The following is a 15,975-nucleotide window of genomic DNA, read 5'->3' as shown; positions in this document are numbered from 1 at the left end:
GCTCGCGGCGGGAGCGTCGGCCGCCTGGACCGCGCCGGCGTCGGCGTTCCCGTCGGCGTTGGCGGCGCCGGCGCTGCCGTCGGCGTTGACCGCGCCGGCGTCGGCGCTGCCGTCGTCGGCGGACGAGCTGGCGTCGGGGCCGGGCGCCGATTCGGTGACGCCTGCCTCCGGCGGATCAGCCCGATCGACGACGGGGTCGACAGTCTCCGCCGGATCCTTCTGCTCGGCCATCTCCGCCCTCCGTGCCACGCTCGCACCCGGACCCGTGACGTCGGACCGGATGTGCCTGGATGTCACGGTGCCACAGATCGCCGCGAGCGGACAGCCGGAGTGGGTCGTGGCGCCTCAGCTGCCGGTGCTCGGGCTGCCGGACGGGCTGTCGCTGGCCGTTCCACTGCGGCTGGCCTCCGGCGTGCCGGGCGCGGTCGTGCTGGCCGGTGCGCTGGTCGGCGCCGTCGGCGGGGTCGTCGGCGGGGTCGTCGGTGTGCCGCTCGACGTGGACGACGGGCTCGCGGTGGCGCTGCCGGTCGGCTTCGGCGTCGCGCTGCCGGTGGGCGTGGGGGTCGGCGTGGCCGATCCGGTCGGCGTCGGGGTCGGCGTGGGCTTCTTGGTCGGCGTCGTGCTGGGCGTCGGCTTCGGCGTGGACGTCGGCGGCTTCGGGTTGGTCGGCGGCACCGGCACGGTCGGCGCGGTCGGGGGGGCCGGCACCGCGCCGATCACCCGGGTGGCGGCGTACAGCCGGGACCAGCCGACGACCGAGATCTTCACGACGTCGCCGGTGGTGGGCGCCTGCACCATCTTGCCGTTGCCGATGTACATGCCGACGTGGTGGATCGTGGTCCAACTGCTGCCCGAGGCGAAGAAGAGCAGGTCGCCGGGGAGCAGCGCGGTCTGCGGCACCGTCCGACTGCGGGTGGCCGCGTACTGGTCGCGGGAGACGCGGGGCAGGTCGAAGTAGTCGGCGCCGGGGGACCGGTACGCCGCCCACATCAGGCCGGAGCAGTCGAACTGGTCCGGGCCCTCCTCCGACCACTTGTACGGGTCGCCGAGCTGGGCGAGCGCGTACCGGACGGCGGCCAGCGCCCGGGGGTGCGCGGCCATGCCGCTGATGTTCTGACCGGCGACGTAGCCCGCGCCGATCTGCTGCTCGGTGGCCTCCTGCTGGCGCTCGATCTCGATCAGCTGCGCGGCGTTGTCCCGGCGCAGCTTGAGCAGGCTGGCCTCGGCGGTGCGCAGCGCCGTCTCGCCGGAGGTGAACTCCGCCTGGGCGGCGTCGAGCTGGGCCTTGGCCGCCGAGTGCGCCTGGTAGGCGGTCTGTTCGGCCGCGCGGGCGCGGGACAGCTCACCGGCGACGCCGGTGGTGCCGCCCTCGACCTTCTCGCCACGGGTGATCTGCTGGAGTCGGCTCAGCCCCCGGATGTCCTGGGCGAGGTCGCCGGGCGGCAGCGCGGCGGCGGCCTTGACCGCGTCCGCGGCGGCCACGTCGGCCGCCTGCTGTGCCCGCAGCAGGGCGTCCTGCGCGGTCTCCAGTGCCTTTCCGGCGGCGTCGAGCTGGGCCTGCGCCGTGGTGCGTTTCTGCTGACTCAGCAGCAATGCCTCGCCGAGCGTGCCGACCTGGATCTCACCGGCGGAGATCTGGGCGGCCAGCGGGCCGGTGCCGACGTTGACGAGCGGAGGTGCCGGAACGCCGGCGACCGGTGCGGCGCCGGGCAGTTGCAGCGAGCCGGTGACCGCCGGGCGCGCGCCGGTGTCCGGCACGGTGGTCGGTACGCCGGGTTCGGCGTACGCGGGGGTGGCCAGCACGGCTGCGGCGATCGCGCCGAGCAGGGCGGCCCAGAGCTTCGGACGCAGGACCGGCGAGATCACCGGGCTCCGTCGTCGCTGCCGTCGCCCGCGCCCGCTGTAGACCATTCCGCTCCCCGTCCCACTGCTCGTCGCCGCGCTCGGTGGGCGCGACCGTCGGGACGGTACCAGTGTGTGTGTTCCGCCCCACCTTGTTACTACCGCACCCCGGCACCGATGTCGATGCGTGGCGGGGTTACGGGAGGCTGAGAGTCTGGTGAAAGAGTCGCTGCCGGCGACCGTGCCGCCGGGTCGGTCGGCGTCCCGACGTACGCTCGATCCGACCGCAGGTGGAAGGGACGTGGCATGGACGCCGGACTCAAGCGTGAGCTCGAAGCGAAGGTGTACGCCGGTGAGCGGCTGACCCGGGAGGACGGGGTCGCCCTCTACGAGAGCGACGACCTGACCTGGTTGGGGCGGCTGGCGCACCACAAGCGCACCGAGCTCAACGGCGACCGGGTGATGTTCAACGTCAACCGGCACCTCAACCTGACCAACGTCTGTTCGGCGTCCTGTGCGTACTGCTCGTTCCAGCGCAAGCCGGGCGAGAAGGACGCGTACACGATGCGCATCGACGAGGCGGTCCGCAAGGCGAAGGAGATGGAGGATGAGCAGCTCACCGAGCTGCACATCGTCAACGGCCTGCACCCGACGCTGCCCTGGCGGTACTACCCGAAGGTGCTGCGCGAGCTGAAGGCGGCTCTGCCGAACGTCAAGCTCAAGTGCTTCACGGCGACCGAGGTGCAGTGGTTCGAGAAGATCAGCGGTCTGAGCGCCGACGAGATCCTCGACGAGCTGATGGACGCCGGCCTGGAGTCGCTGACCGGCGGTGGCGCGGAGATCTTCGACTGGGAGGTCCGTCAGCACATCGTGGACCACGCCTGCCACTGGGAGGACTGGTCGCGCATCCACGCCCTGGCGCACAGCAAGGGCATGAAGACCCCGGCGACGATGCTGTACGGCCACATCGAGGAGCCCCGGCACCGCGTCGACCACGTGCTGCGGCTGCGTGAGTTGCAGGACGAGACCGGTGGCTTCGCGGTCTTCATTCCGCTGCGTTACCAGCACGACTTCGTGGACTCGGCGGACGGCAAGATCCGTAACCGGATCCAGGCGCGCACCACGATGGCCTCGCCGGCCGAGTCGTTGAAGACCTTCGCCGTCTCCCGGCTGCTCTTCGACAACGTGCCGCACGTGAAGAACTTCTGGGTGATGCACGGGCTCTCGGTGGCCCAGCTCTCGCTGAACTTCGGCGTGGACGACCTGGACGGCTCCGTCGTCGAATACAAGATCACCCATGACGCCGACTCGTACGGCACCCCGAACACCATGCACCGTGACGACCTGCTGCACCTGATCTGGGACGCCGGCTTCCAGCCCGTCGAGCGGGACACCCGCTACAACGTGGTCCGGGAGTACGACAAGGCCCCGTCGTTGGCCGAGCGCCGCGCCGAGCCGCAGCAGGTCTGGGCCTGAGTCACCACGTACCCTCGCAGTCGATGACCGAGCAGAGCGGTTCCGAGCAGCAGGGCGGGTTTCCCCGCCGGGACGCCGAGGGGCGCGTCCGTACCCTGGGCGATCTGCTCGGGGTGTGCCTGGCCGGCGTCGTCATCGGCGTGTTGGCGCTGGTGTTGTTCGACTGGGCGTTCGCCTCGATCGGCGCTGGCGACTTCGGTCACACCAATGGTTGGCTGGCGGTGATCCTTCCGGCGTGGCTGTTCTGGGACGACTTCCGGGCCTGGGAGTTCGGCGCGGCCCGGGTGGCGGCGGCGGTTGTCGCCGCGGCCGTCGGGGTGGTCGTCGGGCTGCTGGTCGCCGGATTGGGCGTCGGGTTGCCGCCGTTGCTGTCCGGGTCGTTGGCGGCGGCGGCGTTCACCGTGGCGTACGCGACGGTCTGGTTTCCGGGCGTCCGCTGGCTGGCCCGCCGGACCGGCTGACCGCGACCGCCCGCCGGGCGGCTCGACCCTTCCTTCCGCCGGCAGCGGCGGCTGACGGAGAGAACGGAGTGGTGCAGGTGAGCGCGGCGGTCAAGTACACGCTGGGTCGGATCGGGCTGTTCGTCGCCGTGCTGGCGGCCCTCTGGCTGATCGACATGAACGTGTTCCTGAAGCTGATGCTGGCGTTGGTGTTCTCCGCCGCGCTCTCCTTCTTCCTGCTGCGGGGCTGGCGGGACGAGATGGCCGGAGAGATGGCCGACGCCGCCGAGCGCAGGCGGACGGAGAAGGAACGCCTCCGCTCCGCCCTGGCCGGCGAAGACCACCCCACCCCCAACCCCAACCCTGACCCCAACCCCCAGGCCCCCGACTCCCAGCGTTGATCATGAAGTTATTGCCACGACACGCCGATCAGCCGGGCAATAACTTCATGATCAACGGCGCTCGGCCTACCAGTTGGTGGAGCCGGGGACCTTGGGCCACGCCTTTTCGACGGGCTTGACGAGGTACGCGACGCCGCCGGAGCCGCCGGAGACCCCGCCGCTGGCGTTGGTGCGCTTGGTCCGCAGCCAGATCTGCTCGAACTGAGCACGCTTGTAGACGTTGCGCACCACGTCGTTGCTGGACGACGCGGGATCGTTGACGATCACGTCACCGTCGGCGGTGAAGCCGACCACCACGAACAGGTGCCCGGAGGTGCCGTAGTTCGCCCCGTCGAGTTCGCTGGCGAGGAAGGACTGGCTGGTCACCACCGGAATGCCGGCGGCGATGAAACGCTCCAGCTCGTCCAGCGAGTGCAGCCGGGTCACCCGTCCCTCCAGGCCGGGGAAGCTGGCCGCGTACGCGGTGTTGAACGGCCAGTTACCGGCGCCGTCGTACGCGTAGTCGTAGGTCATCCGCGCGGCGTGGTTGACCGTCGGGTCGGGGTAGGTCGGGTCCACCCAGGAGGTGTCGGCCTCCGACGGCTTGCGCCCCCAGTACTCGACGACCATCTCCGTGGAGGTGGGTGAGCACCAGGCCTCGCCGCCGCCGTCGTACTCGGGGTAGTGCCCGGCGTGCACGTTCTGCGAGTAGCGCGGCACCGGCAACTCGACGCCCCAGGCGATGTGCCCGGCGCTGGGCGTGACGGTGAACCGGTCCGGCACGGTGGAGCTCATCGCGCCGAGCATCCGGACCACCGGCGTGGCGGTCTGCCCGGGTGCCCGGTAGAGGGTGAGCCGCAGCTGGTACGACCGCAGCAGCACCCCGGCGGCGGCGTCGTCGATGCTGAAGGTGTCGGTCCAGATCGTCGACCAGGGGTCACCCTGATCGTCGACGCTGGTCCGCTTGATGTCGGTGTCGCCGGACGCCCAGCGACCCATGACGTACCACGGGGTCTGGTCACCGCTGGTGTAGCTGCCCTGCATCTCCACCTGGATCCAGGTGCCGGCGGGGGTCTCCGCGTTCCAGGAGGCGATCAGCTCGGTGGCGTCGAACCCGATCCGGGTCACCGGTGACGTCCAGGTGCCGTACTCCCAGGTCCGGGTGGTGCCGGTGTGCGGGTCGGCGTACTCGACGGTGCCGGCCGGGCGGGCCAGGGTGAGGCCCGCCCGGGCGCCGGGCACGACGCGGGTGCCGTCCCGGCTGCCCCGGTGCCAGTCGGCGGGCCCGGACCAGTCCTGGAAGGTGATCTGCTCGTCGTGGACGGTGGCGGGCGGGCGGGCCGCGGTGGCGGGCGCGGCGGTGGCGAGCAGGGTGAGCGCGGTTACGCCGGCGAGGGCGGCCGCGTGCAGGCGGGATCTGGCCATGGGTGCTCCGCGGTGTCGAGAGGGGACATCGTCGCTGGTCAGTGTTCCGCCTGGAAGGAAGTTTCGCCAGATATTCACGGGTGGAAAATCATTGCCGGCGTGATGATCCGCCTGGGATGCATTAGCCAGCGATCAATATTGATATGACCATGTGACAGATGGTGAAGTGTCCTCCACCGAGCGGGATCTCCCGCCCATCGAGGAGGTAGTCCATGGCCCTCCGCACGTCCATCCCTCTCCGCCGCGTCCTGGTGCTCGCCGTCGTCACCGGGCTGGGAATCGTCACCGTCGCCGCCGGTCCGGTCGCCGCCCGACCGGCACCGGACCGCACCGCCGAGCCGGCCGCCGCCAGCTACCGGGTGCTCGGACCCCGGACCCTCGCCGACCGCAACGCGGTGGCCCGCACCGGAGCCGCCATCGACTACTCCGAGCACGGCGTCCTGCACATCTCGGCCACCGCCGGTGAGGCCGCCGCGATCGGCAGGCTCGGTTTCCGGCTGGAACCGCTCGCCCCGCCGCCCAACGTCGAGCGCGGGGCCGGCGAGGTCGGCACGCTGGCCTTCCCGCCGGCCGACTCCAACTACCACGACTACGCGGAGCTGACCGCCGTCGTGAACCAGGTCGTCGCCGACCATCCGGCCATCGCCCGCAAGATCAGCATTGGTACGTCGTACGAGGGCCGCGACCTGATGGCGGTGAAGATCTCCGACAACGTCGGCACCGACGAGAGCGAACCGGAGATCCTGTTCAACGCCCAACAGCACGCCCGTGAGCACCTGACCGTCGAGATGGCGATCTACCTGCTCAACCTCTTCACCGACAGCTACGGCGGCGACTCCCGGATCACCAACATCGTCAACAGCCGGGAGATCTGGATCGTGCCGACGGTCAACCCGGACGGCAGCGAGTACGACATCGCCACCGGGTCCTACCGGTCCTGGCGCAAGAACCGCCAGCCCAACAGCGGCTCGTCCAACGTCGGCACCGACCTGAACCGTAACTGGGGCTACAACTGGGGCTGCTGCGGCGGCTCCTCCGGCAGCACCTCGTCGGAGACCTACCGTGGCCCGTCGGCGTTCTCCGCGCCGGAGACGCAGGCGCTGCGCAACTTCGTCAACGGCCGGGTGGTCGGCGGCGTCCAGCAGATCAAGGCCAACATCGACTTTCACACCTACTCGCAGTTGGTGCTCTGGCCGTACGGCTACACCACCGCGAACACCGCCACCGGCATGAACGCCGACCAGTACAACACCTTCGCCACCATCGGCCAGCAGATGGCAGCCACCAACGGCTACACCCCGGAGCAGTCCAGCGACCTCTACATCACCGACGGGGACAGCCTCGACTGGATGTGGGCCACCCACAACATCTGGGCGTACACCTTCGAGATGTACCCGGGCTCGTCCGGTGGCGGCGGCTTCTACCCGCCCGACGAGGTGATCCCGGCGCAGACCTCCCGCAACCGGGAGGCGGTGCTGATCCTCAGCGAGTACGCCGACTGCCCGTACCGGGCCATCGGCAAGCAGGCGCAGTACTGCGGCGGCGGTGGCGGCGGCACCACGGTCTGGTCGGACACCTTCGAGAGCGCCACCGGCTGGACCATCAACCCGGCCGGCACCGACACCGCCACCCTCGGGGCGTGGGAACGGGGCGCCGCCCAGGCGACCACGTCCTCCGGCGCCAAGCAGCTCACCCCGTACGCCGGGTCCAACGACCTCGTCACCGGCCGGCTGGCCGGCGCGGCCGCCGGTGACTACGACCTGGACGGCGGCGTGACCAGCGCCCGATCCCCGGCGGTGACCCTGCCGTCGTCCGGCACGCTGACCCTCTCGCTCGCCTGGTACCTGGCGCACGGTTCCAACGCCTCGTCGGCGGACTACCTACGGGTGAGCGTGGTGCACAACGGCGGCACCACCGCCCTGCTCACCCAGGCCGGAGCGGCCACCAACCGCAACGGAGGCTGGGCTGTGGCGAACCTCAACCTCACCCCGTACGCCGGCCAGTCCGTCCGCATCCTCGTCGAGGCGGCGGACGCCTCCGGCGCCAGCCTCGTCGAGGCGGCTGTGGACAACGTCACCATCACCTCCTCCTGATCGGGTGGGCCCCGTTCCGCCCCGACGGGGCCCCACCACCCGCTTTCGAGCCTCCGGATCCGGGACATACGCCCCACCGTCCTCGCTGCACGGCAGTCGAGTGAATCGACGTGCGCTGATCGGTCCTTGATCGATCCGGCACGTCCCGGCGGTGCGCTACCGTCTTAGCGATCAGTCCGCAGCGAAGCCGGTGCGAAACCCGGCGCTGTCCCGCAACTGTGATGCCCCGCCCGACGGTGGGGATGAGCCAGGTCGCCTGCGGACCGGTCGCGACACGCGCTCTCGAGGAAGGGCGCCTCGTGGGCGGGCGTACGAAAGTCCCTGTCGGCGAAGCACCACACTCCTCGACCGACAGGAGGCCCCCATGTCCAGACGTACCCCTCGGCTCCTCGCCGCGACCCTCGCGGTCGCCGCGCTCGCCCTCGGCGCCTGCGCCGAGAAGGCCGCCGACCAGCCGGCCGCCGGCCCCGCGGCCGCCAGTTACCCCGTGACGGTCGGCTCGCTCACCCTCGACAAGCGTCCCGAGAAGATCGTCTCGCTGTCGCCCAGCGCCACCGAGATGCTCTTCGCGATCGGCGCCGGCCCGCAGGTGACCGCGGTCGACGACCAGTCCAACTACCCGGCCGACGCGCCCAAGAGCGACCTGTCCGGCTTCCAGCCCAACGCCGAGGCGATCGCCGGCAAGAACCCGGACCTGGTGGTGCTCTCCAACGACACCAACAAGATCGTCGACCAGCTCGGCAAGCTGAAGATCCCGGTCTACCTGACCCCGGCGGCCGTCACGCTGGACGACTCGTACCGGCAGATCACCGACCTGGGCACGCTGACCGGGCACGCCGACCAGGCCGCCGACGTCACCGGGCGGATGAAGGACGACATCGCCAAGCTGGTCAAGGACCTGCCGCAGCGCGCCGAGAAGCTCACCTACTACCACGAGCTGGGCCCGGAGCTGTACAGCGCGACCAGCAAGACCTTTATCGGCTCGCTCTACAGCCAGGCCGGCCTCACCAACATCGCCGACCCGGTGGACGCCGACGGCAAGAACGGCGGCTACCCACAGCTGTCCCAGGAGTTCATCGTCAAGGCCAACCCGGACTTCGTCTTCCTGGCCGACTCCAAGTGCTGCCAGCAGAGCGCCGACACGGTCAGGGCGCGCAGCGGCTGGGCCGGGCTCACCGCGGTGAAGAACAACCAGGTGGTCGCACTGGACGACGACATCGCCTCCCGCTGGGGGCCGCGTGTCGTGGACCTGCTCCGGGTGATCATCGACGCGGTCGCCAAGGTGCCCGCGTGACCGCGATCCGTCAGTGACCTCGACGCCGCCTCCGTCCCGGCCGGCCGGGCTGCGATTCGGCACCCGGCCCGCCGGGTCGTCCGGCTCGGCCGGACTGTCGTCCGAGGCTCGGCCCGCCGGGCTGTCGCCCGAGCCCCGGCCGGCCGGGCTGCGCAAGCGTTGGTTGGTCGCCGGCGTGGTCGCGGTGCTCGTCGCGCTGGTCGCGGGTGTGTCGCTCGGCCCGGTGAGCCTGCCCCCGGGCAGCGTCTCCGCCGAACTGCTCAACCTGATCCCCGGCGTGCACCTCGACAGCGAACTCTCCGAGCGGGAGATCGCGATCGTCATCGAGCTGCGGCTGCCCCGGGTGGTGCTGGGCCTGCTCGTCGGTGGCCTGCTCGCCCTGGCCGGCGGCTGCTACCAGGGCGTGTTCCGCAATCCGCTGGCCGACCCGTACCTGCTCGGGGTCGCCGCCGGCGCCGGCCTCGCGGTCACCGCGGTGATCGCCCTCGGCGGCGTCGGTCGGCAGGGCGCACTCACCGGGCTGCCGGTGACCATCCCGCTGGCCGCGTTCGCCGGCTCGCTGCTCGCCGTGACGATGACGTACGTGCTCGGGGCTGCCGGCGGGCGGAGTCGGTCACCGGCGATGCTGATCCTGGCCGGGGTGGCGGTCTCGGCGTTCCTCTCCGCCGGCCAGACGTACCTGCTGCAACGGCACGCCGACAGCATCCAACCGGTCTACTCCTGGCTGCTCGGCCGGCTCGCCACCGCCGGCTGGCACGACGTGCTGCTGGTGCTGCCGTACGCCGTGCTGACCACCGTGGTGGTCCTGCTGCACCGCCGCGAGCTGGACGTCCTCGCGGTCGGCGACGACGAGGCGAGGAGCCTCGGCCTGCACCCCCAACGCTCCCGCTACCTGCTGATCGCCGCCGCCTCGCTGGGCACGGCTGCGGCGGTCTCCGCGACCGGGCTGATCGGCTTCGTGGGCATCATCGTGCCGCACACCGTCCGTCTGCTCGCCGGGTCGAGCTACCGGGTGATCCTGCCGTTGTCGCTGCTGTTCGGCGCCGCGTTCCTGGCCCTGACCGACGTGGTGGCCCGGACCGCCGCCGCGCCGGCCGAGGTGCCGATCGGGGTGGTGACCGCGCTGCTCGGCGGCCCGTTCTTCGTGCTCGTGCTGCGGACGGCGCGGCGGGTGCTCACGTGAGCCCCGAACCCGTCACCGGTGCGGGCGTGCCAGCTGTCGAGGTGCGGGAACTGCACGTCAGCCTGGACGGCACGCGGATCCTCGCCGGTGTCGACCTCACCGTCGCGGCCGGCGAATGGGTCACCGTCATCGGTCCGAACGGCGCCGGCAAGTCGACCCTGCTGCGCGCCGTCGGCGGTCTGCTGCCCGCGCCGGGCGCGATCACCCTCTTCGGTACGCCGAGCGCCGCGCTGCGCCGCCGGGACCGCGCCCGGGTGGTGGCCACGGTGGCGCAGTCCCCGGTCGTACCGCCCGGCATGTCGGTGCTGGACTACGTGCTGCTCGGCCGCACCCCGTACATTCCGCCGCTGGGCCGGGAATCGGCCGCCGACGTGGCCGCCGTGCACGAGGTCCTCGACCGGCTGGATCTCACCGGGTTCCACCGCCGGGAGCTGGCCACCCTCTCCGGGGGCGAACGGCAGCGGGTCTTCCTCGCCCGCGCGCTGGCCCAGGGGGCGACGCTGTTGCTGCTGGACGAGCCGACCAGCGCACTCGACATCGGCCACCAGCAGGAGGTGTTGGAGCTGGTCGACCAGCTGCGCCGCGAGCACGGCCTCACCGTGCTCGCCACCATGCACGACCTCTCCCTGGCCGGCGAGTACGCCGACCGGATGGTGCTGATCGCCGACGGGCGGGTGGTGGCATCCGGAACACCGCACGAGGTGCTGACCGAGCACCTGCTCGCCACCCACTACCGGGCGAGCGTGCGGGTGGTCCCCGGCGCACATGGCCCCCTGGTGGTCCCCGTCCGCCCCCGCCCCTGACCCGTAGCCCCCGCGCCCCGACGCGCGAGCCCCCCACGCGCAGGGGCCCGGCGCTCGCGCAGGCGCGGGGCGCGGGGGCACGGGGCGCGGGTGCGGTGCGGGCGTCAGGAGCCCAGGTCGATCACCGAAAAGAGGGCGCCCTGGGGGTCGCGCAGGGAGGCGAACCGGCCGGACGGAATGTCGCGGGGCGGGACCAGGATCGTGCCGCCGAGCTCGGAGGCGCGGGCCGCGGCGGCGTCCGCGTCGGCCACGGCGAAGTACACCGTCCAGTACGCCGGCAGGTCGGCCGGGAAGTCGTCGGCCAGTGGCCGCATCATTCCGGCGACGATCCGCGCCCCGAGCCGCCACCCGGTGTACGTCGTCCCGGCGACCGGCTGGTCGTCCGGCTGCCAGCCGAACACCAGCTCGTAGAAGACCTTCGCGCCCTCCGGGTCGGGGGTGACCAGTTCGTTCCAGCTCATCGCGCCCGGCACGCCGAACACCTCGGCTCCGGCCATGGTCAGTGGCTGCCAGACGCTGAACGTGGCGCCGGCCGGGTCGGCGAAGACCCCCATCCAGCCTCGGTCGAACACCTCGAACGGCGGTACCACCACCTGTCCGCCGGCCCGTTCGACCCGGCCGGCGACGAGTTCCGCGTCGTCGGTGGCGATGTACGTCGACCAGATCGGCACCTGGTCCGGGATGGCTGGCGGTCCGGCGCCGGCCGCCGCCTGGCCGTCGAGCAGGAAGATCGTGTAGCCGCCGGCCTCGGGTTCCGGGGTCACCCGGCCGGTCCAGCCGAACAGCTCCGGGTAGAAGCGCCGCGCGTCGGTCAGATCCGGGGTGGCCAGGTCGGCCCAGCAGGGCGTACCCGGCGGGACGGTGCTCACGGTCAAGACCCCTCTCGGCCCGGGTGGCCACGGCGGCCCCCTGCCGAATCCTGGCACCGTCCCGCCGCAGCCCGGGGCCGAAACGGACGAATCGTCAGCTGAACCGGCGACCCTCGTCCCGCCGGTAGGCCCAGGCGGCGAGCGTGGCGAGCAGCACCACCCAGACACCGAGCATGATCAGTGCCAGTGGCTCGACGGCGTAGTCGCCGACCGCCGCCCACATCAGTTCGGCCGCGCCCCGGGTGGGCAGGAACGGTGCGATCGTCTCGATGAAGCCGGGTGCGTCCCCCGGCGCGGAGAGCAGGCCGCCGCCGAATGCGAGCGGCAGGAAGACGACCTGCGCCACCACGATCGCCGCCTTGCTGGGCAGCGAGTAGCCGATGGCGAGCCCCATCAGGGTGAACGGCACCGAGATGATGGCGACGGCGCCGAGGGCGAGCAGGAACGCCGCGGGGCTGAGCTGCGCCGCGGTGAGCGTCGCGCCGATCACCGCGACCGGGATCAGCGAGAGGTAGGTCAGCGCCAGGCCGGCCAGCACCCGGCCGGCGAACCGGGGTGCCGGCCCGGCCGGCAGGGTCCGGGTGTACGGGTTCCACGGCTGGGCGCGGTCCTCGGCGACGCCGACCCCGTACTGGAAGATGTTGGCGCTCATCACCGAGAAGGTGACCATCGACGCGGTGGCGAAGGTTGCGCCGGCCGAGTCGTCGCCGGCGAACGGCACCACGAAGAAGATCATCGCGGCGGCCGGGAAGAAGGCGCTGCCGAAGACGGCCACCGGAATCCGGATGACCTCCAGGAGCTGGTAGCGGGCGTGGACCAGGGCGAGCTGCACGGGTCGCCTCCTCAGACGGTGGTGGGTCGGCCGCCGGCGGTGGCGGTGGCGGGCTGACCTTCAATGGCGGGTTGGTCCTCGCCGGTGATGGCGAGGAACGCCTCCTCCAGCGAGGTCGGCCGGACCTCCAGGTCGGTGAAGACGGTCCCGGTGGTGACCAGCGCGCGGACCAACTCGTCGGAGTCGGTGGTGAGCAGGTGCAGCCGGCCGTCGATCCGTTCGGTGCGGACCACGCCGGGCAGCTCGGGCAGTTCGTCAGCGACCAGGCTGACCCGGCGTACGCCGACGATGCCGCGCACCGCGTCCACCGTGTCGTCGACGAGCACCCGGCCCTGCCCGATCACCACGACCCGGCGGGCCAGCGCCTCGACCTCCTCCAGGTAGTGGCTGCTCAACAGGACGGTCCCGCCGTCGTCGTGGAACGCGCGGATCGCGTCCCACAGGGTGTGCCGGGCGGTCACGTCCAGGCCGGTGGTCGGCTCGTCGAGCAGCACCAGCCGGGGCCGACCCACGAAGGCCAACGCCACGGCCAGCCGCCGGCGCTGCCCACCGGAGAGCCCGCCGGTCTGCCGCCGGACGAGGTCGCCGATGCCGAAACGGTCGAGCAGTTCCCCGCGGGGCACCGGGTCGGGGTAGTGCGCGGAGACGAAGTCGACCACCTCGCCGACGCGCAGCGTGCCCGGCAGGCCGGTCTCCTGCGGGGTGACGCCGATCTGTCGCCGCGACGCCGGGTCGCGGGGGTCGCCGCCGAACAGCTCCACCCGGCCGGAGGTGGGTCGTCGCAGCCCGACCAGGAGGTTCATCAGGGTGCTCTTGCCGGCGCCGTTCGGGCCGAGCAGGCCGACCAGCTCACCGGCCCGGACCTCCAGGTCGACGCGGTCGAGGGCGAGGACGTCGCCGTACCGGCGGCTGGCCTGGTCGGCTCGGGCGAGGGTCATGACTGCTCCTTCGACGGGGTGGGGTCGAGCAGGGTACGGATGGCCTCGGTGTACTCCTCGAAGGCCAGCCGGCCTCGCCGGCTGAGCCGGATCAGGGTGGTCGGGGTGCGTCCACGGTGGGTCTTGCGGATCTCCACGTACCCGGCGTCCTCGAGCCGGCGCAGGTGCACGGAGAGGTTGCCGGCGGTCATGGCGAGCAGTTCCTGGAGGCGGGGGAAGGCGATCCGGTCTCCGTCGCCCAGCGCGGAGAGGCTCGCCACCACGCGCAGCCGAGCCTGGGCGTGGATGACCGGGTCGAGGTCGGTCATCGCGCCCGCCGGCGACGCAGGTGGGCGAGCATGCCGGCGACGAGAATCCCGCCACCACCGGCCACCGCGATCACCAGTGAGTGCCAGCCCGGCCCGGCGAACGTGCCGACCACGTTGATCACGCTGATCCAGACGCCCAGCCGGAACAGGTCCCGGTCCAGCCAGATCGCACCGCCGGCCATTTCCAGCGCGCCGGTCAGCCCGACCGCCGTCGCCGACCAGAGCAGTGCCGCCAGGTCGTGGGGCAGGTGCTCGGTGATCCGGCCGAGCCCCGCGTACACGCTCAGCGAGCCCAGTGCCCAGGCGCAGCCGTACCAGCGCCCGCGTCGGGCCGAGTCGCCGGTCACCTGGCCGTACGCCCGCGCGCCGGCCACCGCCTGGATCGCGGCGGCGCTCAGGAGCAGGACGAAGAGGACGGTCAGCGGCAGCCACCCGGGCAGCCGGACCAGCACCCGGTCGTCGGGGGAGAAGCGCAGGAAGAACAGCCCGAAGCCGACCAGCCAGGCGATGCCCCACGGCCAGTAGAGAACCCGGGGGTCCGGCTCGAGCCGGCGTGTCGTCTCCGATCGTTGGTCTTCGATCAGTCGGAGCGCGGCCGCGGCGTCGGTCGGCGGCAGGTCGTCGTCGGGATTCACGCAAACTAGTTTATGGCACAAAGTCGATGGGGTGTGACCGGTGTTCCGCGGGCGGGTCACCGATGGCGGCGCGCAGTGCCTATGGTGGGTGCCTGTAGCGGCTGATCCGTCGCACAGGACACAGGGGAGGGTCCGTGTCGAGCCCGAGCAGTGAGCTGGAAGTCCAGCCAGAGGCGCTGACGGCGTTCGCCGCGGCGTCCACCGACCGGGCGGCCCGCTTTCGCGAGCTGCACCGCTCGTTCGGCGACGGCCACGTGCCCCGGCACGCCTTCGGGGTGATGCCGGCCTCGTTCAGCCTCGCGGCGACGTACGCCGAACAGTTCGAGGCGTGTCTGCAGGGGCTGGCCGACGGCGCCGAGGTGATGGCGGACATCGCCGAAGGGCTCCGCGACATCGCCGATGCCTACACCGGCACCGACGTCGCCAACACCGACATGTTCGTGCCCGGCCGCCCGGCCGCCCCCGACGTCATCGCGCCCGGCCCCCTGTCTCCCGGTGCCGGAAGCCCGACCGGGCAGGTGTCCGCGTGAGCACCGAGGCGTTGCAGCGCAACAAGACCTACTTCGAGCAGATCGTCTCCGGCACCCCCGACCCGTTCAAGCCCCTGTCCAACGCGGTGCTCTGGCCCTTCGAGCAACTGCTCGAGCTTGTCGCGGGCGAGCCGGACGACCTGATGCGCGCCGCGCAGCTTTGCCTGGACACCGGCGCGGCGGTCCGCGAGATCGCCGGGGAGCAGATCCAGGACCGGGCCCGGCTGCGCGGTTACTGGACGGGCGACGCCGCCGAGAGCTTCCACGCGTCGATGGCCTCGGTGGAGGAGGCGATCGAGGAGCTGGCCAAGGGGCTGGACGGCACCAAGGAGGTGCTGGTCGACGCGGCCAACGCGGCGGTCGACGCGTTCAACCTGCTGGTCGAGTTGATCCTCGAGTTCCTGCTCTGGTTCCTCACCGAGGTGATCATCGCGGCGGTGGCGGCGGCGCTCAGCGCCGGCATCTCGCTCGCGGCGACGGTCGTCCGGGTGCTGGCCAAGCTGGCCGCCACCGTCGGCCGGATGGTCAAGATCGTCGCGCGGTTCGCGGAGATCCTCACGAAGCTGGCCACCAAGATGCAGAAGGTCGCCGAGCTGCTGATGAAGTACCGCCGGGCGGTGCTGGAGATCCGCAAGGCGAAGAAGGCGTACCGGGCGTGGAACAAGTCCGGCTGGACGGCCGAGGCGCGGGCCTTCCAGATCGAGAAATTCAAGACCCTCTTCCCGGGCAAGTTCCTGATCAACCAGGCGTCCCCGGTGAACATCCCCGGCCTGGGCGGGACCCTCCTGGACACCGGGGTCGGGCTGCACGACGTCTCCGACGGCACCAAGGACCGCAACTACCTCGTGGACGGCACCTACCGGGAGGATCTGGGGCCGTACACCAAGGGCGTGCAGAATATCTTCGACTCAATCCTGACCTGAGGGG

At 71.6% G+C, this 15,975-nt stretch carries 17 protein-coding genes and 1 riboswitch; of the genes, 9 read left to right on the top strand and 8 right to left on the bottom strand.

Annotation, left to right across the window (positions count from 1 at the left end; genetic code table 11):
- A partial coding sequence (locus tag JNW91_RS11130) for a hypothetical protein (RefSeq protein WP_203174801.1) occupies positions 1–231 on the bottom strand: 231 nt, incomplete at its 3' end.
- A 114-nt stretch (positions 232–345) separates the two neighbouring features.
- Positions 346–1,911 carry a C40 family peptidase gene (locus JNW91_RS11125; RefSeq protein ID WP_203174800.1) on the bottom strand — a complete coding sequence of 522 codons (1,566 nt, stop codon included), beginning with the start codon at positions 1,909–1,911 and terminating at the stop codon, positions 346–348.
- Positions 1,912–2,148: 237 nt separating this feature from the next.
- Here JNW91_RS11125 and mqnE point away from each other — a divergent pair, with 237 nt between their 5' ends.
- The 3 genes from mqnE to JNW91_RS11110 all read left to right on the top strand — a co-directional run bounded on the left by mqnE (position 2,149) and on the right by JNW91_RS11110 (position 4,159).
- Complete coding sequence (gene mqnE, locus JNW91_RS11120) at positions 2,149–3,318, top strand: aminofutalosine synthase MqnE (RefSeq protein ID WP_203174799.1); 1,170 nt, start codon at positions 2,149–2,151, stop codon at positions 3,316–3,318.
- A 23-nt stretch (positions 3,319–3,341) separates the two neighbouring features.
- Complete coding sequence (locus tag JNW91_RS11115) at positions 3,342–3,779, top strand: hypothetical protein (protein WP_203174798.1); 438 nt, start codon at positions 3,342–3,344, stop codon at positions 3,777–3,779.
- Between the two features lie 77 nt (positions 3,780–3,856).
- Positions 3,857–4,159 (top strand): DUF4229 domain-containing protein, encoded by a 303-nt coding sequence (locus tag JNW91_RS11110; protein WP_203174797.1) that lies wholly within the window; start codon positions 3,857–3,859, stop codon positions 4,157–4,159.
- A 66-nt stretch (positions 4,160–4,225) separates the two neighbouring features.
- On the opposite strand, the gene JNW91_RS11105 is transcribed toward JNW91_RS11110, so the two are convergent.
- Positions 4,226–5,563, bottom strand: coding sequence for a C39 family peptidase (locus JNW91_RS11105; RefSeq protein ID WP_203174796.1), 1,338 nt, complete (start codon positions 5,561–5,563; stop codon positions 4,226–4,228).
- A gap of 212 nt (positions 5,564–5,775) precedes the next feature.
- On the opposite strand from JNW91_RS11105, the gene JNW91_RS11100 reads away from it, so the two are divergent.
- From JNW91_RS11100 to JNW91_RS11085, 4 genes are all read left to right on the top strand, one after another.
- Positions 5,776–7,656, top strand: a complete 1,881-nt coding sequence (locus JNW91_RS11100) for a M14 family metallopeptidase (protein ID WP_203174795.1) — start codon at positions 5,776–5,778, stop codon at positions 7,654–7,656.
- 155 nt (positions 7,657–7,811) lie between these two features.
- A riboswitch (cobalamin riboswitch) is annotated at positions 7,812–7,934 on the top strand.
- An 86-nt stretch (positions 7,935–8,020) separates the two neighbouring features.
- Positions 8,021–8,950, top strand: coding sequence for an ABC transporter substrate-binding protein (locus JNW91_RS11095; RefSeq protein ID WP_203174794.1), 930 nt, complete (start codon positions 8,021–8,023; stop codon positions 8,948–8,950).
- Positions 8,951–9,044: 94 nt separating this feature from the next.
- A complete protein-coding gene (locus JNW91_RS11090) occupies positions 9,045–10,133 on the top strand; it encodes a FecCD family ABC transporter permease (protein ID WP_203174804.1) in 1,089 nt (362 codons plus the stop codon).
- A complete protein-coding gene (locus tag JNW91_RS11085; protein WP_309244317.1) occupies positions 10,130–10,936 on the top strand; it encodes an ABC transporter ATP-binding protein in 807 nt (268 codons plus the stop codon). The genes JNW91_RS11090 and JNW91_RS11085 overlap by 4 nt, the downstream gene beginning before the upstream one ends.
- A gap of 104 nt (positions 10,937–11,040) precedes the next feature.
- On the opposite strand, the gene JNW91_RS11080 is transcribed toward JNW91_RS11085, so the two are convergent.
- The 5 genes from JNW91_RS11080 to JNW91_RS11060 form a co-directional block, all read right to left on the bottom strand.
- Positions 11,041–11,805, bottom strand: a complete 765-nt coding sequence (locus tag JNW91_RS11080; protein ID WP_203174793.1) for a VOC family protein — start codon at positions 11,803–11,805, stop codon at positions 11,041–11,043.
- A 94-nt stretch (positions 11,806–11,899) separates the two neighbouring features.
- Complete coding sequence (locus tag JNW91_RS11075; RefSeq protein WP_203174792.1) at positions 11,900–12,637, bottom strand: ABC transporter permease; 738 nt, start codon at positions 12,635–12,637, stop codon at positions 11,900–11,902.
- A gap of 11 nt (positions 12,638–12,648) precedes the next feature.
- Positions 12,649–13,575 (bottom strand): ABC transporter ATP-binding protein, encoded by a 927-nt coding sequence (locus JNW91_RS11070; RefSeq protein WP_203174791.1) that lies wholly within the window; start codon positions 13,573–13,575, stop codon positions 12,649–12,651.
- The gene (locus JNW91_RS11065) at positions 13,572–13,883 is read right to left on the bottom strand and encodes a transcriptional regulator (protein ID WP_203174790.1); all 312 of its coding nucleotides are present in this window, start codon (positions 13,881–13,883) and stop codon (positions 13,572–13,574) included. The genes JNW91_RS11070 and JNW91_RS11065 overlap by 4 nt, the downstream gene beginning before the upstream one ends.
- Positions 13,880–14,518 carry a transporter gene (locus JNW91_RS11060; RefSeq protein WP_203174789.1) on the bottom strand — a complete coding sequence of 213 codons (639 nt, stop codon included), beginning with the start codon at positions 14,516–14,518 and terminating at the stop codon, positions 13,880–13,882. Before JNW91_RS11060 ends, JNW91_RS11065 begins: the two co-directional genes overlap by 4 nt.
- Positions 14,519–14,652: 134 nt before the next feature.
- On the opposite strand from JNW91_RS11060, the gene JNW91_RS11055 reads away from it, so the two are divergent.
- A complete protein-coding gene (locus tag JNW91_RS11055; RefSeq protein ID WP_203174788.1) occupies positions 14,653–15,048 on the top strand; it encodes a WXG100 family type VII secretion target in 396 nt (131 codons plus the stop codon).
- Positions 15,045–15,971: a WXG100 family type VII secretion target gene (locus JNW91_RS11050; protein WP_203174787.1), complete on the top strand. Its 927-nt coding sequence runs from the start codon at positions 15,045–15,047 to the stop codon at positions 15,969–15,971. Before JNW91_RS11055 ends, JNW91_RS11050 begins: the two co-directional genes overlap by 4 nt.
- Positions 15,972–15,975: the final 4 nt, after the last annotated feature.

The sequence above is a fragment of the Micromonospora parastrephiae genome, from assembly GCF_016802865.1.
GTDB lineage: Bacteria > Actinomycetota > Actinomycetes > Mycobacteriales > Micromonosporaceae > Micromonospora > Micromonospora parastrephiae.
This window is presented reverse-complemented; position numbering and strand designations above follow the sequence as displayed.